This is a genomic window from Nocardia sp. NPDC020380, assembly GCF_044386975.1.
Classification (GTDB): domain Bacteria; phylum Actinomycetota; class Actinomycetes; order Mycobacteriales; family Mycobacteriaceae; genus Nocardia.
This window is the reverse complement of record NZ_JBIRVQ010000024.1, coordinates 1-17212: the sequence shown is the minus strand read 5'-3', so window position 1 is coordinate 17212 and position 17212 is coordinate 1. Positions and strand designations below refer to the sequence as shown.

Here is a 17212-nt window from a genome sequence, read left to right as displayed (position 1 = left end):
ATTGCGTGAGCGTCAAAGCCCCTCCAGCGAAGGAATTCTCATGATCGTCCTCGGACTCATCCTACTCATCGTGGGGATCCTGATCGGTATTCCGATCCTGACCACCATCGGCATCATCCTGCTCGTCGTCGGCGCGATACTCGCGGTGCTCGGTGCGGTGGGGCGGCCGGTCGGCGGGCGAGCCCACTACTTCTGACCGGGCCTGCCGGATCCGCAGACACAACAGCTGTCTTCGTGATTCCGTGCAACGCTGTGCCGCGGATGCCGTCGTCTCGACGACGGCATCCGCGGCACGTTGGTCGATGCCGGAGACCGGAGAAGGACTCCGACGGGGCCGATCGTTCAGTCGCGTAACGCCTGCTCGCGCAACGTGTTCAGGGTTCTGGTCAGAATTCGAAGGTCGCCCCGTATGCGGGGTCGAAACGGTCGATCGCCGCCAGGAGCCCGAGGCAAGCGATCTGCAGCAGGTCTTCATACGCCTCGCCGCGTCCGGCGTACTTGCGGGCGATATGTTCCGCCAGTGGCATACATTGCCCGATCACGTCCTCGCGCAAGCCTTTTCGACGTGGATCGCTCGCGTCCATGGCGGCCAGGCGGGCCAGCAGCGGATCGATGTCTTCGTAGGTGTTTCTGCTCTTGACCGCAGGCGCTGAACGAGGCACGTCATCATGGCGGCCCTGCGTGTGAGTGCTCCCGGTGCTCACGATGACGCCCTCCGTCGACGCGCTGAAGCGGTTCGACTGCCGGGGTCAAGGACAGCGGATTATGTGAAATACACGATGTTGATCGCGAATTGTTATCTCCCGACCAGGCTAGCAGATGCCGCACACCGTGCGAGCGGGGTTGAGGCTGAACCTTCGGGGTAATCGCGCAAGCGAGACGGTCGACTGCCGGACCGCCTCGAACGGTCGCATCTCGGTCGCGCCCACCCGCTCGGTGAGAATCGCGGTAAATCAATGAATGTCGCTCGTGCACCCGACGCCGAGAAGATCGGTATGGCCCGGGAGGCCCTGTGGTTCGCCTTGCACCACAGCGATGACCGTCTGGACGCAGTCGCACGGGTGGGCCGCACATGTGTGGAACTGCTGCCGGTCGACGGCGCGTCCATCTCCTTGATGATCGGCACAGGGCGCCGTGAAACCCTTTATGCCAGTGATGAAATCGTCGCGTGGATCGAGGCGCTGCAGTTCACCCTGGGCGAAGGGCCGTGCTTCGAGGCCGCCGACATATGACACCGTCGATGTCCTGCACACGCTCGTCTCGCAGTGCGTGCTGCTGCTCGAGACTTCGGCGGCCGGCATCCTCATGTCCGACCAGCGCGGCGGCCTTCAGGTGCTGGCGTCTTCGACCGAACAGGCGAAGATAATCGAGCTCTACCAGCTCCAGACCAGCGAGGGACCGTGCTGGGATACCGTGCACACCGGCGAGTCGGTCTACGTGGCCGACCTCACCACCGCGGCAACCCGCTGGCCGGTCTTCGTGCCCCGTGCACTGAAGGCAGGATTCACTGCGGTGCACACCATCCCCATGCGGCTGCGCAAGGACACCATCGGCGCACTGAATCTGTTCGGCCAGGAACCGAAAGCAATGTCCAAGCAAGACATTCAAGCCGCGAGGGCGCTCGCCGATATCGCGACGATCGGCATCCTGCAGGAACGGGCCATCCGCCGCAGCGAGGTGCTGACCGAGCAACTTCAGCACGCACTGATCAACCGGGTGACCATCGAGCAAGCCAAAGGGATTCTCGCGCAGGCCGGCAACCTCGACATGGACCAGGCCTTCCAAGCCCTGCGCTCCTACGGACGCCGGCGCAGCACCCGTCTCTCCGAAGTCGCTTATCAACTGACCAGCGGAGCGATATGGCCGGACACCATTCTCAGCGAAATCCATTACAGCGATTCGGACCAGTAGCCCAGGGCCGTATCCCGAACATCATATTCCCTGAGTGGCAGATGGTTTCGACGACGCTGCGGCAGGCACGCACCGGGTGAAGGCTGGACATCTCGATTCAGAAGGATATACCGGTGTCGGTACCACTACAGAGCGAACGCTTGGCGCTCGAATCCAGATCGCCGCGTTCCTGTTCGGTCGCGATCGACTGTTCGATGTCGTCTACCACGAGCATCTGGCGTCCGCGGATGGGTCCATCCGCCATACCGACGACAACCTGACCGGCGAGGGTCGTGGCGACAATGAAGCGATCGTCGCGGCTCTGAGCCGGATATCCCCGCGGTGACATCGGTCATCATCGTCGTAACAAGCTATACCGCAATGTCTTTCGAAGGCATCGACAAGGCTTATTGCCGTATCCCCGATGCCGGATCCCTCATTCAGATCGCCCGCTTCTCCTCGAGCGGAGGCCTGCATACGGCACTCGTGGTCGGAAGGCTGGCACGGACCCCTGTGTGCTGGGAATTCCTCGGCATCGGAGCCGGGATCCCGGCAACTCATGTCACAGAGGCAGTACCGTATTTGACGCCGTATCTTCCGTAACGCATTACGGGAGTAAAATATCAAGTGTCGCACGGACTTCGGTACAATGACACGTACTCAACGGCGAGCGTGCGGGTGCCGGTCTACTGCGGCAGTGGATGCGAGCCCCACTCCTGGTTTGCCGAACGCCTCCCTACGCTGTGGCCGCGGGAGGCGTTCCGAAACGGTGAAGGGGTTGCCGGACCTCATTGTCCGGCAACCCCTTCACCATTTCGCCGTGGAGAGAGATTCAGCTAGCGATCCTGCTGCTCCTGCTGATAGCCGCGCTGCAGCTGCTCGTCGACGGCAGCCTTCGCGCGTTCCTTCTCAGCGGCCGCTTCCTTCAGCGCTGCTTCACGCTGCGCGTCCGCCTTGTCCTGCTGAGCCCGCCCTTCGCCTTGCAGGTCGTCGTCTCCGACGATGACTCCGGCGACCTCCTTGGCCTTTCCCTTGATGCCCTCGACGACGCCTTCCAGACCTTCGCGGGGACCACTCTTGTGCTCAGACACGATGCCCAACCTCCGAATTCACGATGTCACTGGGACGTTTTCGATATGCCCGCAAGGATCTTGTTCAATCGGACTGTGAGCCTTGCCTCCACCCACGTGTACATCGCCGGAAAACGGGCAAACCGAGCTCGCAAGACTGTCCGAATCAGCGAGGAGGCGTCATGGATGACGAAGGTGTTTATCGGGTTCGGTTCTCTGCCCTGTGTCCCGACGACGAGAAGGCAGCCCAGGCGTTCTATGCACAGCTCAGGGAGCTGGGCGGAATGGTCGTCTACGGCACTTATCCGGGAGCAGTGGTGATCGGCATCACCGAGGATGCCGCCGCCCGAGTCGCAGCCTTCTCGTTCGTCGAGTCCGTGGAGAACGTACGGGCCACCGATAGCGTCGCGTGATCCATACGAGCGGGCCGGGAGCCCCCAGCATGGGTGCTCCCGGCCCTGACACGAAATGGCAAGGTACTCAGTCGCGGAAGGCGTCCTTGACCTTCTCGCCGGCGTCCTTGATGTTCGCCTTGGCCTGATCGAGCTTGCCCTCGTGTTCCTTGCTCTTGTCGCCGGTCACCTGGCCGGCCTTTTCCTTGGCCTGCCCGGCAACGTCGTCGAACTTGTTCTTCGCCTTGTCGGTGGCGCTCATAAGGGATTCCTTTCAACAGGTGACGCGCCGTCTTTATCCACCGCGCCGTTCCCGCCATAGCCGGATCCGCCGGTTCCAAACACGTTCTGTCAGTGCGGTATGCGCTCGTGTGCGGTGAGCAGGATGTGGTCGAACGCGGCGATGGTCGCGGCCGGCGTCGGTGGCACGTCCACGAGGTCGATGAGAAGTTGAGTGGCCAGTGCGCGCAGTTTGGTGTTCGTTTCCTGGGATCGCCAGATCAGCACCTTGAATGCTTGTTCGGCATTGATGCGGTACATGCGCATGAGTACGCCTTTGGCCTGTTCGATCACGGCCCTGGCTTCGACCATCTCCGGCAGCCGCTGGCTGACCAGATCCCGCTCGGCCTCGGCGAGGGTGCTCGACAGGTCGATATAGAAGCCCGCGGTGCCGACCGGCTCGCCGTCGTCATCGTAGATGCGGTCGGCCACGACCATGACCGTGTGTTCCGCGCCGCGCTCGATGAGCCCGTCCAATGCAGCCAGCGAGGACCACGGGTCGGCGTGGGTCAGGCCCGGACAGCGATCGGACCAGGCGACGAAGGCACCCGCGGTGTCCGACCATCGAACTTGGATGGCCGACAGCGGGATACGGTCGGGACGGCAATTGGGTGATGGATGCTGTGACATGGCCATGGGCTCGATGCTCAGGGCCTGAGGTTCACAGGGCGAATGATGATGTCCGGTGTGCGCATCGCGACGATGCTCCTTCCAAATGATGGGTATCAGTCGGTTCCACCGGGGACTGGGGTGGATAAGGACGAACCGAACACGCTGGCAGGCAACGGTTTCGATTCGGCTGACCCGATGATAGCGCCAGGTACGTGGCCTGCGACAGCGCCCAGCGCGTGCGAGATGACCAGGCGCTGGATTTCGCTGGTGCCTTCGAAGATGGTGTACAGCTTGGCATCTCGATACCACTTCTCTACCGGATGATCGGTGATGTAACCCCAGCCGCCCAGGGTCTGGATCGCGCGCTCGGTCGCATCCACCGCGACCTCACTGGCCGCCAGCTTCGCCATCGATCCCTCGCCTCGCTCGAATGGCACACCGTTGGCGGCCATCCACGACGCCCGCCAGGTCAGTAGCCGCGCCGCGTCGAGCCGCACCGCTAGATCCGCGATCGGGAAGGCGATTCCTTGATTGTCGATGATCGGTGCCCCGAAGGCCTCGCGCTGTGTCGCGTAGGCGGTCATGTATTCCATGGCGGCCCTGGCGATCCCGAGCGCCTGTGCGGCGACCATCGGGCGCGTCTGATCAAAGGTCCCCAGGGTTACCGAGCCCTGCCCGTCGCCGCGCGTTGCACTGCGCTTCGCAGCCAGTGAGCGTTCGAGCTTCTCGACTCCCCCGAGCAGATTGTCCAGCGGCACACGCACATCCGTGAACATCAGCTCCGCGGTATGCGAGGCCCGGCATCCCAGCTTGTCCAGCTTGCGCACCAACTTCAATCCCGGAGTACCACCAGGCACGACGAACAACGCCTGCCCCGATGCCCGAGCTCCTCATCCACCACCGCATTCACCACGTGCACATCGGCGATACCCCCGTTGCCGATCCACATCTTGTGCCCGTCGATCACCCACTCGTCCCCGTCGCGCACCGCCCGCGTCTGCAGATTGCGCACGTCACTCCCACCCTGCGGTTCCGAGATCGCCAACGCCGCCAGCTTCAAATCCCCAGGTGTGCCGAAGCATTCAGGCGCCCACCGCAGCATCTGCTCGGGCGTGGCGGCCTTGCCGATCGCGGACAGGGCAGGCGCGGGCATCACGATCGCCAACCCGATGCCCGCGCAGCCCCAGAAAAGTTCCTCCATGAACATCGGCAACGACAAACCAGTCGGATCACCGATGAGGTCACGGTAGAACAGCGGACTGTAGAACCCCCGCACCGCAGCCTCTTCCAGCACCGGCCACGGAAACTCCTGCGCCCGGTCGTAGTGCGCCGCCACCGGCCGAATACAGTCCCGCGCGAATTCGTGCGCCCGTCGCGCCAAGTCGTGCTGGGCCGCCGTCGGTGTCAGATCGAAGGTCACTACCGGGCGATACCCACTCACCGTCGCTGCACACGGGCGTACTTGCCCGGCAGGTCATCGGCGATGTGACTGCCCGGCTCTGACCGGTCGGTTCGGTGAGCCGTTCGGGGGTATCGCCTCAAGCAAACTGCTTGACGGGGAGTAGCCGCGTGATCGATCCAGCAAGCGTCGACCACTTCGAATATCGCCACCGATCAGATCGCCTCGATGAGGTCGACCGGCTGTAGAGGCTCATATTGTCCCGCTTCGCTGCTCGGCTCGTCGGCGACTTCTGCCGCGCCGACGACATCGCCCAAGAAGTCCTGCTCAGGCTGTGGCAACATCCGCAGCTCCTCGATCAACCGGCCCCGACCCTGCGTCCCTGGCTGTTCGCCGTGGCACGGAACCTGGCCTATGACGAACTGCGTTGCGCCCGGAGGCGACACGAATTCCTCACCGACGATGACGGCGTGCCCGACCATGCCACACCCGATCCCTGTGCGGGCCTGGCCGATACCGTGGTCGTCGAACGCGCACTCTCCACGCTCAGCCACGAGCACCGACTCGTAATCTGGTACGCCTACTACGCGGGCGCGAACACCACAGTCATCGCCGACAAACTCGCCATCCCACGCGGCACGGTCAAATCCCGTCTGCACTATGCATTACGGGCATTTCGCGCTGCCTGCAGGGCACAAGGCGTAACAGCCGTCGTGTGATGGGTGCCCGATCATTGGTTGCGCACAAGACTTCCTGGTGAGCTATACCGGGCGCCTGCGGATTACTGCAGGATCGCGGAAGCTGCTGTCACCCGACACGACACCGTCCTCGACCTCGCCGACCCCGTCCCAGCCCTCTTGTAGGGGCACCCCGTCTACGGCTGCTATCCAGATTCGTTACGCCGGTGGGCATTCCAGACGGGAGCGGCCGTCGGATGGGAGCCGACGCCGGTCTGGAATGCCCGTAGCAGGCCGCTGTAGTCGGGGTCGGAATCGCCGTGGACGTCGAGAATGGTGGGCTGGAATACGGCGAATCCACCAGGTTCCGTGTGAGGCCGGTGAGGAAACGGCTGACACCGAGCCCTAACTTATCTCTGAACAGTAGAGATTCGACCGGTCCGGACATCCCCACCGAGCATGGCCTCGAAGGTCTCGCGGGAGGCATGGTGGCGGACCGTCCGGCTTGATTGTTCGGGTTCGGCCGTGGTGACTCCCCGGGCAGTCCATGGGCGTTGAGGAGCCCTCAGGTAAGGCGGCGAGCGCTGCGGCCGAACCATTCTTTCGGCAGCGGCCAGGCTGTTCGACCAAGCCCACGTGCCGCCCTGCGCTGGGTGCATCGCCAGCTGGACGCTTGGCGAGTACGACCTGATTGTCGACGTTCGGCCGGGGTTGAGAGTGCAAGCCGGTCAACGGAATTGGAGAGTAAGTCGCCGCGGCCCCTTCGAGATCGACGGTAAAATCGCAAGCAGGGGCTGGTGCTGCGGGCACACTGCGCAGTCACCCCGCCGGAGGTCGGCTCTGGTCCCGAGACACGCCCCACCCGGGCGACCAGTCACGATTCAGCTTCAGGAGGCAATTGTGTCAACGGATTCCAACCTGCAGTCCCAGCTCATCCTCGAGGGCCTGGGTTTGACAACCGGGACCAACGCGGAAGGGTATCTGTACACACAAGGGCCCGCTGTTCTAGTCAAATCCGCAGCCAAGGAACTCGAAGCTGTGGGGCAGGGAAGTGTCGTGACCTACGACGATCCCGGCGAGACTGGCACCGCCACGCTCGTCGTGACCGGCGATTCCGGGGCCGATGATGATATGCGCCCGGATTTCGACGACTGATTCGACTCCGAGGTTGGGCTACACCCGCGCCGGGCGTTATGCCCGGCGCGGTGTCGAAAATGGGCGTCGCGTCCCAAACAACCGGACGTGTTGTGGGGTAACAACAACCGAGACCAGCGTGTGGCTGTCGTCGCCGCTCGAACTTAAGAAGATCGGAGGTCTCCGGCGGTGTCCTCGTGGTGAATCAGAGGAATCAGAACGCGCGAGTCGGAGACACTCCAGATCCCGTGTGCAGCAGCGACTCCGGCCGTCTTGGCAAGTGCGGGCACGGCTTTACGACGCGACTGGATGTTGGTAACGCAATGCCTGGGTTGCAACCCGGGCACCGAGGTGGCGGGCGGTGGTCATGTCGGCGGCGTGGACGGCGTCCGGGCCTTGGTCGTTCCAGGTTTGAGCGCCTGCGCCGAGGTAGAAGCCCAGCCGGTTGTCGTCGTGTTCGCTGCTGGTGGTGGTGTTCCAACCCGGCAGCAGGCCCAGGCTGACCCAGTGCATGCCGTGTTGGGCGGCCAGCAGGGCCAGGTATTGCAGCGTGTGTAGTTTGTCGCCGCTCATCGAGCCGGAGTTGGTGAACCCGGAGGCGAGTTTGTCGAGCCATTGCTGGGTCATCCAGCGCTTGGAGGTTGCTTCGGCGAAGGCGTGGAACGCCCCGGAGGCCGATCCCATGTAGGTCGGTGTCCCGAAGATGATCGCGTCACTGGCATCGAGGGTCTCCCATTTGACGTCGGTCATGTCGGCTACGTCGACCATGTCGGCGCGGGCGCCGGGCACCGACTCGATGCCGTCGCGGACGGCTTTGGCGAGCTCGAGGGTGTGCCCGTAGCCGGAGTAGTAGGCGATGGCGATGTGAACGGATGGCATGTTGGATCCTTCTCTTCGTTGTTGACGTTGATAACGCTATGACGGTGACAGTGTCATTGTCAACGTCAACAAGTTTCCGCTATCATCGATACATGCCATCAGATGATCGACGCGGCGGCTCGGATGATCAACGCGAGCGCGTCCTGAGCGCAGCGGTGAACCTGCTCGCCGAAGTCGGGCCGGCCGGGCTGTCCACTCGGGCGGTCGCGACCGCGGCCGGAGTGCAGACACCGACGCTGTATCGGTTGTTCGGCGACAAGGACGCATTGCTCGACGCGGTGGCCAGTTTCGGTTTCGAGAGCTACCTCGCCGAGAAGCGCGCGTTCGTGCCCAGCCAGGACCCGGTCGAGGATCTGCGCCGCGGATGGGAGACACACGTCGAATTCGGGCTGGCCAACCCCGCCATCTACACGCTGATGTACGCGAATCTGCGACCGGACCGCCACCCCGCGGCCGTTATGGAAAACCGCGCCATCCTGCGCGGCATGCTTGATCGCGCCAATGAACAAGGGCTGCTTCGGGTACCCGTCGAGGCGGCCATGACAGCCATCGAGGCGTCCACGACCGGCGCGGTTCTGCACCTGCTGGCCCAGCCCGAACAGGCGCGCGACGCCCAGTTGATCCGGCCGCTACGTGACATCGTGCTCGACGCCCTCACCGAGCAGGCCACACCCCGCACCGGCGACCACTCCCCCATCGCCGACCGTGCGCAATCACTGCTCGGAATCATCACCCCCGCCGGCAATATCGACCCCGTAACCGACGCGGGCTTCAGCATCTTCGAAGCCGGTCTGCTGCGTGAATGGCTCACCCGGCTCGACCGGACCCACCGATCCCCCCGGTAGCGGCAACCGGCGTCCCGATTGCCGCGGCAAGCGCTGCACAGGCCGGGCCTGCGTGGACGTAGTCGGATTCGCCGCCGCGGCAACCTATTTCGACTTGACTTTCAAGCGCGCTCCACCAGGCGGTGGAGCGCATGGCGCCGTGGATGTCAGAGACCCAGCTGGCTCAGCAGCGGGCCGATGATCGGCAGGGAATCAGCGCTGCCCGTCCCGGTGCCGCCGCCCGTGGTCGGACTGCAGCTCTGACCCGCGGGTGCCTGGTCGACCACATTGACCGTCTGCGGGCCGATGACGCCCCCGCCGCCGGGCTGAATGCCGCGCCACCACAGCGTGTGGGCGCCACTGTAGGTGGGAGTCCACGAGGCCGTGGCGTCCTGGCCGTGCGAGATGGGCTGCTCGCTGCCGATCATGGTGGCGCTGTTCAGGTTCGGGCCGTCCAGGAAGTAGTAGGACGAGATGCCCGTCTGGATCCTCAGGGCCGGCACGGTGAGCGTGTACGTCTGGTTGACGCACTGCACGGTGCCCGAGACCTGGATCCAGTCGTCGGCGGCGGCCGTCGCGGCCATCGACACCGAAGTCGCGGCCAGCACCGCGATGCCGGCGGCGCACGAGCCCAGACGGGTAAGGCTTTGACGCTTCAAATCGTGCTCCTTCTTCAAAGTGCTTGCGGAAATTACTGTCGCAGAGGCGATTTCATCGCACTCCGTTCGAGGATTATGCCGCATAGCACTCTAGAAGTAACCCGTCCCGACCAACAGCTGCGAATTCTGGGGGCCCGCAATCGCGTAACGTGCACGATCGGCGGCGCGATTCAATCGCTACGGCTGTAGGGCGGGTGCGTAGGAAAGGCCGATGATCAGCCCTTCGGGTGATTGCAGGCGAGCCACCGTCTGTCCCCATGGCTCCATTCGGGCACCGTGCAGGATGGTAAATCCCTTTTGCACCAATTCATCCGCGGCGTCCTGCACTCCCTCGGCGTTCGCGACCTCGAATTCGATGCTCGCCTGCGGGACCGGCCTGTCCGCCGGCCATTCGGTAGTGCCGAAACATGACTGCGCAGCCTGGTCCAGTGGCCAGATGCCGAAGCTCTTGCTGCCCTCGATATCTTCGCTGTGGCGATAGCCGTCCGGTTCGCCGTTGAGCGGCAGTCCGAGCGCATCGACGTACAAGCCCTTGCTCGCCGACGCGTCCGGACTGATTACCGCGACACTGCCGATGAACGCGATATCCATGACAATCCCTCCGATACCTGTGCGCGTTCGGCCCTCACCCGGCTTCGCTGGTGCTGCGGCCCAGGAGGTGGCCGAGGGTGGATTCGATGTCCTGGCTACGGAAGTGGTGTCCGGCGGCGGTCAGGCGATCGGGTAGGACGCGTTGGCTGGCCGCGGTGAGCTGGTCGACTCCTTCTCGGCCGAGCAACAGGGCGGGGCCGAATCGCGGGATCGGCAGGATCGCCGGCCGATGCACTGCTCGTGCCAGGGCGTGGGTGTAGTCGATGTTTCGAACTGGCTGTGGTGCAACGGCATTGATGGCACCCGACAGGTCGGAGTCCCATAATGCGCGGTGGTAGATGTCGATCAGGTCGTCGATGCCTATCCAGGACAGCCATTGGCGACCGTCGCCGAGGGGCCCGCCCAGCCCGGCCGTGAACAATGGGCGCAGCAGGCGCAGTGTGCCGCCGCGCGGTGATTGCACGATGCCGGTGCGGACGCGAACGACCCGGGTGCCTGTGGTTTCGGCGGCAAGGGCGGCGGCTTCCCAGTCCGCGACCACGTCGGCGAGGAATCCTGTCCCGCGTGAGGCGGTTTCGTCGAGCAGCTCATCGCCGCGGTCGGCGCCGTAGTAACCGATCGCCGAGGCGCTCACGAAGGTAGGGACGCCGGTTGCTCCGGCCAGCTCGGCGAGCCTGCGAGTCGGCTCTATACGGCTGTCTGCGATGGCGCGCTTGTGCGTGGCAGTGAATCGACCGGCGATGGACGCACCCGCCAGATGAATTACGGCATCGGCACCCTGCAGCAGATCCGCTGACGGCGACTCCGGATCCCACTGCCGCTCATCGGCATTGATCGGCGGGCGGCGGACCAGGCTGATGACGCGGTGACCGCCGGTGATCAGGAACGCAGACAGCGCCGACCCCACCAGGCCGGAGGCACCGGTGAGCGCGATCGTAGATTTCTCGAATCCCTGTGCGGCAGCCCTGCGATGGGCCGCCAGGTCATCGGAGATCTGGCGGTAGCGATAGTCGAACATAGGCCGCAGCAGAGCAGCGGGAATCGGGGTATCGACCCGGTCCACGAGGCGGGTGTGCCCGTCGTCGACGACCTCGAATTCGTGGATGTGCTGCCACGGCAATACCCGCCCCAACGGCATCGACCGGTACCCGTCGATAGCGATCCGATCGACGAATCGCCGTGGTGGGTCGAAATCCGCGGCACTGTGCTGTGCCACCCACCGCAAGCCACCCGGCAATCGCAACACGGCTCGGCCGTCGGCGAGGGATGCTGCCTCGGACTCGATGGCGGCCGGCTGCCACGGGGGTGCCAGTCGCGTGAACGCGCCCGGCCTGCCGAACCAGTCGAACACTTCGGCTCGGGGAGCCGCGACGATGGTCGAGCATTCGATGCCCACCGACCCCACGGTAGTCGCTGCACGGTCTCCTCGAAGCGAATGTGCCTCGGTGTGCGCTTGCCCGATTGTCGCCCAGGCAGATGAAAGGCCGTTTGGTTCGGTACGGACGGGGAATCGACTGTGCACAAATGCTCATGCTGTCGGTTCTACTGACTGCGAAGGGCGGGCGGACACGTGGAGACTGCAGTGTTGCTGTCGACCGGTTCACTTCTGATGATCGTCGCGGGATTTCCCGTAGCGCACGAACCACGACGGTTGTCGACAGGGCTCATCCTGCTAGTGGCCGTGGCATGCTCGGGACCGGTGCCGGTCTCTTCCTCGCAGGACCTGACATGGGTGTGCCGTCACGGTCGGAGTGGATTGCCGTCGCCGCATTCGGTGCCGGTGTCGCGGGCATGGCGTTGGTGGCCAACGGGTTCGCGGTCATCCGCCATGAAGGCCGCTCGCCGACGACATGCACTCCCCTGGTGGTCGGGGCGGGACTGGTGGTGTTGGCCGCCGGACTCACCGTGGTCGCCGCAAACCCTCGAGTGCCGACATGGACTACCCAGCTGATTGCCGTGTGCTGTGTGCTCGGCGGCTACCTGGTGGTGCATCTGATCGCATTCGCTGGATACGCGCTGCTCTACACCAACCTCCCTGATCGCGCTGAAGCCGACGCGATTGTGATACTCGGCTGCGGCCCCAATCGCAGGTCGGTCACTCCCCTGCTCGGTGCGCGCCTCGACAGAGGCATCCGCGCCTACCGCGTGGCCGAAGCAGCAGGAGCTCTTCCCGTGATCGTCACCTGCGGCGGTCAGGGCGACGACGAGGCGACCTCCGAAGCCGACGCCATGGCCCGCTACCTGGCCGCCAGAGGTCTTCCCATGAACGTCGTCGTCCGAGAACGCCATTCACACAACACCGCAGAAAACCTCGAAAACTGCATACGCGAACTCGCACTGCGCGGCATCCCGGCCAATAAGGTCCGAATCACCGTTGTCACCAGCAATTTCCACGTCCTGCGCGCAGCCGCACTCACCCGTCGGTTGGGAATCGACGCCCAGGTCGTCGGCGCTCGCACTGCCGGATACTTCATCCCCGCGGCATTCCTGCGCGAGTTCTTCGCCGTGCTGGCCACTCATTACCGGCGCGCCCATCTGGCCGCGGTGACGATCACGGTGGCCGCTTTGACCGCCGTCATTGCCAACGCCGCACTGCCGCCGAGATAAAGCCGGGTCCGAGGCGAGCGCTCGAGCCCGGCGGCTGAGAAGATCGACAGACCACCAGCCGCGGAAAGGGTCTCGCTACCGATGGGCACTGCAAACTCGGCCTCCGCCGGCACGGATTATCGTGTGCTGGTTCTCTGGGATCTCGATCAAACACTGCTCTCCGCTGCGGAATTCGGTCAATTTGCGATCCGCTCTGCATTCGAGCAGTTGCTGCACGTGCCACCTACCAGTGCCGTTCCGGTCGCCGGGCGCACCGACAAGGCCATCATCGCCGACCTCATCCGGCACACCGACCCCGAACTCTCGCATCGTGGAATCGACGTACAGACACGCGCAGTCGAGATTGCCGAGCAACAGCGCAGCACGTTCCGCAGTGGCGGCGGTCATCCGCTTCCCGGCGCCACCGATGCCCTGGATGCTCTGAACTCTCGTGGCGATGTCCTGCAGTCGGTGGTGACGGGCAACCTCGAGGGCATCGGCCGCATCAAGCTGAGCGAGCTCGGCCTCGACCGACACCTCGACCTGTCGATCGGGGCCTTCGGCGACAACCACATCGAGCGCGCGGACCTGGTCGCTTTGGCACGCGACCGCGCCGAAACGCGTTTCGGCGTCAAGTTCGAGGACCGATGTGTAGTCGTCATCGGCGACACCCCACTCGATATCGCCGCAGCCTCGAAAAACAACGTCCACTCGATAGCCGTCAGCACCGGCAACTACACCGCCGCCGACCTCCGCGCGGCCGGCGCCGATACCGTCGTTCCGGATCTTCTCCACCTGAGCGAACTCCTGGCATCGATTCCGGCCTGATCCCCTCGACCATCGCCCGACTACTCGAGGATTGGCGCCGAGGTTAGCGGGCCGGTCGCGGGCCGGGTCCGCGGATTCGGACTCATCCTGTAGCAAGCTCACCGGCGGCTCACCGTGAATTACCAGGCACCGAGCGCGTAATCGACCTCATCACAGGTCGCGAAACCTCGCGGACCAGGTAATTCGAAAAGGACCCCGCCCATGACCACCCCCGACCCGGAGGCCACGGCCTCCATTCCCGAAGAACCCCACACCGTCCCGGTCGAGCCGGTGCCCGCCACCCAGGCGGTTCGCCCAGCAAACAATATCGGCTGGGCGGTGACCTCGCTGTTGTTCTTCTGGCCGCTCTCGTTCTCGGCATTCACCCACTCTCTCAACGTCTTCCCGTTGTGGAGCGAGGGTGACACCGAAGGTGCCCGGTACGCGTCCCACCGTGCCCGCTATCTCGGCATCCTGTCGCTGATCATCGGCGGAATCCTGTTCGCGCTCTTCGTGATCGCCTACATCCTGATGATGTTCCTGCTCGTGCATCATGGCCATCACGGCCACCATGGCGGCTGGAACAACGGTGGCCACCACGGCGGCGGCTACGGCCACGGCGGCGGCAATCGCGGTATGGGCCAAGGCCATCACCCGATGATGGGCAACGGCGGCAGCCCGACCACCACGGTCCCCGCCCCGACCACCACTCCCGCTCCGACTCCGACGCACTGACGGAATCCGTGTCCCTGCCGGCGGGGCGGCAGGGACCCGGCGTCACTGGTCAGGTGGCTGCCTGGCGGGCCTCCTGACCGAACGATCCGATTGGCAGGGAACCGTCGGGGAGTTCGAGTTCGCCGGATTCCAGTCGTCTGCGCAGCTGCGCGCCGACCTTGCCGCGACCAAGCAGCCGCTGATCCGCGCGTCGCCGCCCTCTGACCCAGACCCGCCCGATCCGCATCGTCGGATTCAGCGACGTCATCGGATCCTGGAACACCGCACCGAGATCCAGCCGCCGCGCCCGCGCCCGATCCCGCTCGGCCCCGCGCGCCATATCGGTCCCGGCAACGGTCACCGTCCCGTCCACCCGCGCGCTGGCCGGCAGCAGACCCAGCAGCGAGAACCCGAGAACACTCTTCCCCGAACCGGATTCACCAACCAGCCCGAGAATCTCACCCCGCCGCACCGCGAGCGAAACCCCGCGCAGTGCGTACAGCTCGCGACCGTCGCGCCGGAAGGTAACCCGCAGGTCGTGCACGGCAGCCACGTCGGTCACCGTCGTATCCAGTAATGCAGTGCCCATGAACGCTCCTACCGATCAACCTGTCAACCGATAGTTTTTCGGGCTCCGTCACGCTTTCCGATGACGCACACGTATCACTTGCGCTGCCGCCGGTAACTTCTGGATTGCCGCCCGTTTCTGTCGAGTGACAGAAACCTGACCGCCCAGCGTCAGCCCAGGTAGCCGCCACGAATGACATTGCGGCAACGACTCACTCACGGACGCGCAGGCTGAACAGCACGTCGGCAGTCAAAGCAGGCCTGTTTGATCCACTTTCACCATCTCAACGGCGGTCGGGGTTTCTGCCCATCTGCCGTAGCAGCCGATCCTGCCGCGTCCCGGCGGCGGTGTTCACATTGCTGGGTGGGGCAAAGAACCGGTGGGTTGTATCCACGGATGTAGGCATTTCGTCCAGCCCGTCGTAGATCTCATAGAGATTGTCGTCGATCCAGGCGATGAGGTCGGTATCGAGCTCCTCGTCAACACCCAAGGCCCGAGCCAGATCCCAGGTGTGAATCACGGTATCGGTGGTGCGTACCGCGAGAGCTTGTTGTCCGAGAACCTGACCCATGGGGTAGTCGAAATCCTGATGCAGGACTCCGGGCGCGCCGAACGCGACACGGCAGCCCTGCACGGACTCGGTGTAGGCGAGGGTCGGATCGTCGCCCATCGCATCGACATCCCGCAGGCGCAGGAATTCATCACGGCTGCCACCCGCGAGCAGCAGCAGATAGTTGAAGTTCCCCCGAACCATGTGGTTGACCAGCTGTCGCACATTCCACTCGGTGCGAAGGCGTCGCCCAATCCCATTGACCGGGTCGAGCCATCCGCAGTCGCTGCTCGAACTGGCCGCTCGCCAGCACGAACCGGTCGATGATCCCGTCGAAAACCTCACTCACACAACACAGCCTGTCCGTCAGCGAGGTCCGGCACCGGCGGATATCGGACCTCACACCGCAAATACGGACCGGGTATACGTCAGTGCTTCCAGATTCCGCTGGTGATGAACACATCCCAGTCTCTTGGCGTGAAGACCAGTGCATCGCCAGTCGGATTCTTGGAATCACGCACCGCGACGTTGCCTCCGTCGAGGTGTGCCACCTCGACGCAATCCTGATTGGGCCCACTGCGGCTGCTCTTGAACCAGACCGCCTCGGACAAGTCAGTGTTCACTCGAACTCCTTAGCAATATTCAGCACCAGTTCCCTGGTTTCGTGCTCGTTCAATGCTGCGGCTCGAATAGCCTTGAGCGCCAGTCTGTATTGGTCGATCTCACCGGGCTTGTCCAAGTAGAGAGCCCCCGTGTAGCCCTCGACGTACAGCACAGGTGGCTCGGTGAAGTTTGCGTGCGGCGCGAACTCGAGAAGCGTGAATGAGCCTGTGATCAGGGGCAATACGGCCTCTGTACCGAACGGAACCACACGCACCGTTGCGGTTGGCAACCGCGATACGGCGATGATGTGGCGCAGCTGTTCGGCGATCACCGCCGGCCCGCCGACCCCATAGCGCAATGCCGCCTCACCGAGAAACATGTTCATACCGAAGCGGTCCCGCGGTTCCTGCAACCGTTTCTGGCGCTGGGCGGCGATCTCGATGCGGCGTTCGACGTCAACCGTGGGCATTCCGGGGTACGCGCCCCAGATGACCGCGCGCCGATACGCCGCGGTCTGGAGCATGCCCGGCAACAAGGTCAGATGGTAGGTGGTCAGTCTCTGGGCCGCTTCCTCGAGCCCCAGGTACAAATCGAAGTAGGTCGGTACAGCATCACCGTAGGCATGCCACCAGCCGGTTCGCTTGGTCTCCTGGACCAGGCCCATCAGCGCAGCTATCTCGTCATCATCGCTTCGATACAGCTCACACAGTGCTTTGACGTAGATGTCCTTGAGCTTGACCCCTTGGCCGCCTTCCAGTCGCCACATCGTCTGTGGTGATACTTCGATGGTCCGGCAAGCCTGCGCGACGGTGACGCCGGCCTTCTCACGCAACAGCCGCAGCTGACGTCCCAGCATGCGACGAGGAACTGTGGAACCCGAGCTTGAACCGCCCCGGGTTTTGTGCACACCCTCTTTCTTGAGAGGATGGGCACGAGATGCCAGCGAAGTACGACGAAGCGACCAAGGCCAAGGCTGTG

The 17212-nt window shown here is 64.1% G+C and carries 23 protein-coding genes and 2 pseudogenes; 11 read left to right on the top strand and 14 right to left on the bottom strand.

Annotation, left to right across the window (positions count from 1 at the left end):
• Positions 1 to 40 precede the first annotated feature (40 nt).
• Positions 41 to 196, top strand: coding sequence for a hypothetical protein (locus ACH438_RS42505; protein ID WP_397016256.1), 156 nt, complete (start codon positions 41 to 43; stop codon positions 194 to 196).
• 190 nt (positions 197 to 386) lie between these two features.
• Here ACH438_RS42505 and ACH438_RS42500 read toward each other — a convergent pair whose 3' ends face one another.
• Positions 387 to 704, bottom strand: coding sequence for a sigma factor (locus ACH438_RS42500; RefSeq protein ID WP_397016254.1), 318 nt, complete (start codon positions 702 to 704; stop codon positions 387 to 389).
• Positions 705 to 956: 252 nt separating this feature from the next.
• On the opposite strand from ACH438_RS42500, the gene ACH438_RS42495 reads away from it, so the two are divergent.
• The 3 genes and pseudogenes from ACH438_RS42495 (at position 957) to ACH438_RS42485 (ending at position 2493) form a co-directional block, all read left to right on the top strand.
• A complete protein-coding gene (locus ACH438_RS42495) occupies positions 957 to 1232 on the top strand; it encodes a hypothetical protein (protein WP_397016252.1) in 276 nt (91 codons plus the stop codon).
• Positions 1147 to 1911, top strand: a complete 765-nt coding sequence (locus ACH438_RS42490) for a GAF and ANTAR domain-containing protein (RefSeq protein WP_397016250.1) — start codon at positions 1147 to 1149, stop codon at positions 1909 to 1911. Before ACH438_RS42495 ends, ACH438_RS42490 begins: the two co-directional genes overlap by 86 nt.
• 34 nt (positions 1912 to 1945) lie before the next feature.
• Positions 1946 to 2493, top strand: a pseudogene (locus tag ACH438_RS42485) (TerD family protein).
• A gap of 233 nt (positions 2494 to 2726) precedes the next feature.
• Here ACH438_RS42485 and ACH438_RS42480 read toward each other — a convergent pair.
• Entirely contained in the window at positions 2727 to 2981 is a 255-nt protein-coding gene (locus tag ACH438_RS42480) for a CsbD family protein (RefSeq protein ID WP_397016248.1), read from the bottom strand.
• Positions 2982 to 3142: 161 nt separating this feature from the next.
• Here ACH438_RS42480 and ACH438_RS42475 point away from each other — a divergent pair, with 161 nt between their 5' ends.
• Positions 3143 to 3373 carry a hypothetical protein gene (locus tag ACH438_RS42475; protein ID WP_397016246.1) on the top strand — a complete coding sequence of 77 codons (231 nt, stop codon included), beginning with the start codon at positions 3143 to 3145 and terminating at the stop codon, positions 3371 to 3373.
• Positions 3374 to 3440: 67 nt separating this feature from the next.
• Here the strand turns inward: ACH438_RS42475 and ACH438_RS42470 are convergent, their stop codons facing one another.
• From ACH438_RS42470 to ACH438_RS42455, 4 genes and pseudogenes are all read right to left on the bottom strand, one after another.
• Positions 3441 to 3614, bottom strand: coding sequence for a CsbD family protein (locus tag ACH438_RS42470; RefSeq protein ID WP_397016244.1), 174 nt, complete (start codon positions 3612 to 3614; stop codon positions 3441 to 3443).
• Positions 3615 to 3703: 89 nt separating this feature from the next.
• Complete coding sequence (locus tag ACH438_RS42465; protein ID WP_397016242.1) at positions 3704 to 4267, bottom strand: ANTAR domain-containing protein; 564 nt, start codon at positions 4265 to 4267, stop codon at positions 3704 to 3706.
• 182 nt (positions 4268 to 4449) lie between these two features.
• A pseudogene (locus ACH438_RS42460) lies at positions 4450 to 5663 on the bottom strand (acyl-CoA dehydrogenase family protein); the annotation flags it as partial.
• Positions 5664 to 5857: 194 nt separating this feature from the next.
• Complete coding sequence (locus tag ACH438_RS42455) at positions 5858 to 6004, bottom strand: hypothetical protein (RefSeq protein ID WP_397016439.1); 147 nt, start codon at positions 6002 to 6004, stop codon at positions 5858 to 5860.
• Between ACH438_RS42455 and ACH438_RS42450 the strand changes: the two genes are divergently transcribed.
• Complete coding sequence (locus tag ACH438_RS42450; protein WP_397016429.1) at positions 5951 to 6361, top strand: sigma-70 family RNA polymerase sigma factor; 411 nt, start codon at positions 5951 to 5953, stop codon at positions 6359 to 6361. The genes ACH438_RS42455 and ACH438_RS42450 overlap by 54 nt on opposite strands.
• An 858-nt stretch (positions 6362 to 7219) precedes the next feature.
• Positions 7220 to 7474 (top strand): hypothetical protein, encoded by a 255-nt coding sequence (locus ACH438_RS42445; protein WP_397016240.1) that lies wholly within the window; start codon positions 7220 to 7222, stop codon positions 7472 to 7474.
• A 273-nt stretch (positions 7475 to 7747) separates the two neighbouring features.
• Here the strand turns inward: ACH438_RS42445 and ACH438_RS42440 are convergent, their stop codons facing one another.
• A complete protein-coding gene (locus ACH438_RS42440) occupies positions 7748 to 8332 on the bottom strand; it encodes a flavodoxin family protein (protein WP_397016238.1) in 585 nt (194 codons plus the stop codon).
• 92 nt (positions 8333 to 8424) lie between these two features.
• Between ACH438_RS42440 and ACH438_RS42435 the strand changes: the two genes are divergently transcribed.
• Complete coding sequence (locus ACH438_RS42435; protein ID WP_397016236.1) at positions 8425 to 9177, top strand: TetR/AcrR family transcriptional regulator; 753 nt, start codon at positions 8425 to 8427, stop codon at positions 9175 to 9177.
• A gap of 146 nt (positions 9178 to 9323) precedes the next feature.
• Here the strand turns inward: ACH438_RS42435 and ACH438_RS42430 are convergent, their stop codons facing one another.
• The 3 genes from ACH438_RS42430 to ACH438_RS42420 form a co-directional block, all read right to left on the bottom strand.
• Complete coding sequence (locus tag ACH438_RS42430; protein ID WP_397016234.1) at positions 9324 to 9815, bottom strand: hypothetical protein; 492 nt, start codon at positions 9813 to 9815, stop codon at positions 9324 to 9326.
• 177 nt (positions 9816 to 9992) lie between these two features.
• A complete protein-coding gene (locus tag ACH438_RS42425; protein WP_397016232.1) occupies positions 9993 to 10406 on the bottom strand; it encodes a VOC family protein in 414 nt (137 codons plus the stop codon).
• A 34-nt stretch (positions 10407 to 10440) separates the two neighbouring features.
• The gene (locus ACH438_RS42420; RefSeq protein ID WP_397016230.1) at positions 10441 to 11802 is read right to left on the bottom strand and encodes a TIGR01777 family oxidoreductase; all 1362 of its coding nucleotides are present in this window, start codon (positions 11800 to 11802) and stop codon (positions 10441 to 10443) included.
• 332 nt (positions 11803 to 12134) lie between these two features.
• On the opposite strand from ACH438_RS42420, the gene ACH438_RS42415 reads away from it, so the two are divergent.
• The 3 genes from ACH438_RS42415 (at position 12135) to ACH438_RS42405 (ending at position 14534) form a co-directional block, all read left to right on the top strand.
• Positions 12135 to 13013, top strand: coding sequence for a YdcF family protein (locus ACH438_RS42415; RefSeq protein ID WP_397016228.1), 879 nt, complete (start codon positions 12135 to 12137; stop codon positions 13011 to 13013).
• 123 nt (positions 13014 to 13136) lie between these two features.
• Positions 13137 to 13820 (top strand): HAD family hydrolase, encoded by a 684-nt coding sequence (locus ACH438_RS42410; RefSeq protein WP_397016226.1) that lies wholly within the window; start codon positions 13137 to 13139, stop codon positions 13818 to 13820.
• Positions 13821 to 14021: 201 nt separating this feature from the next.
• Positions 14022 to 14534: a CD225/dispanin family protein gene (locus ACH438_RS42405; RefSeq protein ID WP_397016224.1), complete on the top strand. Its 513-nt coding sequence runs from the start codon at positions 14022 to 14024 to the stop codon at positions 14532 to 14534.
• Between the two features lie 49 nt (positions 14535 to 14583).
• Here ACH438_RS42405 and ACH438_RS42400 read toward each other — a convergent pair whose 3' ends face one another.
• From ACH438_RS42400 to ACH438_RS42385, 4 genes are all read right to left on the bottom strand, one after another.
• Positions 14584 to 15102 carry an ATP-binding cassette domain-containing protein gene (locus ACH438_RS42400; protein ID WP_397016222.1) on the bottom strand — a complete coding sequence of 173 codons (519 nt, stop codon included), beginning with the start codon at positions 15100 to 15102 and terminating at the stop codon, positions 14584 to 14586.
• Positions 15103 to 15364: 262 nt separating this feature from the next.
• The gene (locus ACH438_RS42395; RefSeq protein ID WP_397016220.1) at positions 15365 to 15856 is read right to left on the bottom strand and encodes a TIGR03086 family metal-binding protein; all 492 of its coding nucleotides are present in this window, start codon (positions 15854 to 15856) and stop codon (positions 15365 to 15367) included.
• 203 nt (positions 15857 to 16059) lie between these two features.
• On the bottom strand, positions 16060 to 16254 hold the full coding sequence (locus ACH438_RS42390) for a DUF397 domain-containing protein (RefSeq protein ID WP_397016218.1): 195 nt from the start codon (positions 16252 to 16254) through the stop codon (positions 16060 to 16062).
• Positions 16251 to 17212, bottom strand: a 962-nt coding sequence (locus ACH438_RS42385) for a helix-turn-helix domain-containing protein (RefSeq protein ID WP_397016216.1), incomplete at its 5' end; no start/stop codon positions are given. The genes ACH438_RS42390 and ACH438_RS42385, both read right to left, overlap by 4 nt.

Excerpts from the sequence above, each read along its gene's own strand:
- ACH438_RS42505 (WP_397016256.1), top strand. The coding sequence starts at position 41 with ATGATCGTCCTCGGACTCATCCTACTCATCGTGGGGATCCTGATCGGT.
- ACH438_RS42495 (WP_397016252.1), top strand. The coding sequence starts at position 957 with ATGAATGTCGCTCGTGCACCCGACGCCGAGAAGATCGGTATGGCCCGG.
- ACH438_RS42490 (WP_397016250.1), top strand. The coding sequence starts at position 1,147 with ATGCCAGTGATGAAATCGTCGCGTGGATCGAGGCGCTGCAGTTCACCC.
- ACH438_RS42475 (WP_397016246.1), top strand. The coding sequence starts at position 3,143 with ATGGATGACGAAGGTGTTTATCGGGTTCGGTTCTCTGCCCTGTGTCCC.
- ACH438_RS42470 (WP_397016244.1), bottom strand. The coding sequence starts at position 3,614 with ATGAGCGCCACCGACAAGGCGAAGAACAAGTTCGACGACGTTGCCGGG.
- ACH438_RS42465 (WP_397016242.1), bottom strand. The coding sequence starts at position 4,267 with ATGGCCATGTCACAGCATCCATCACCCAATTGCCGTCCCGACCGTATC.
- ACH438_RS42440 (WP_397016238.1), bottom strand. The coding sequence starts at position 8,332 with ATGCCATCCGTTCACATCGCCATCGCCTACTACTCCGGCTACGGGCAC.
- ACH438_RS42435 (WP_397016236.1), top strand. The coding sequence starts at position 8,425 with ATGCCATCAGATGATCGACGCGGCGGCTCGGATGATCAACGCGAGCGC.
- ACH438_RS42425 (WP_397016232.1), bottom strand. The coding sequence starts at position 10,406 with ATGGATATCGCGTTCATCGGCAGTGTCGCGGTAATCAGTCCGGACGCG.
- ACH438_RS42415 (WP_397016228.1), top strand. The coding sequence starts at position 12,135 with ATGGGTGTGCCGTCACGGTCGGAGTGGATTGCCGTCGCCGCATTCGGT.
- ACH438_RS42405 (WP_397016224.1), top strand. The coding sequence starts at position 14,022 with ATGACCACCCCCGACCCGGAGGCCACGGCCTCCATTCCCGAAGAACCC.
- ACH438_RS42400 (WP_397016222.1), bottom strand. The coding sequence starts at position 15,102 with ATGGGCACTGCATTACTGGATACGACGGTGACCGACGTGGCTGCCGTG.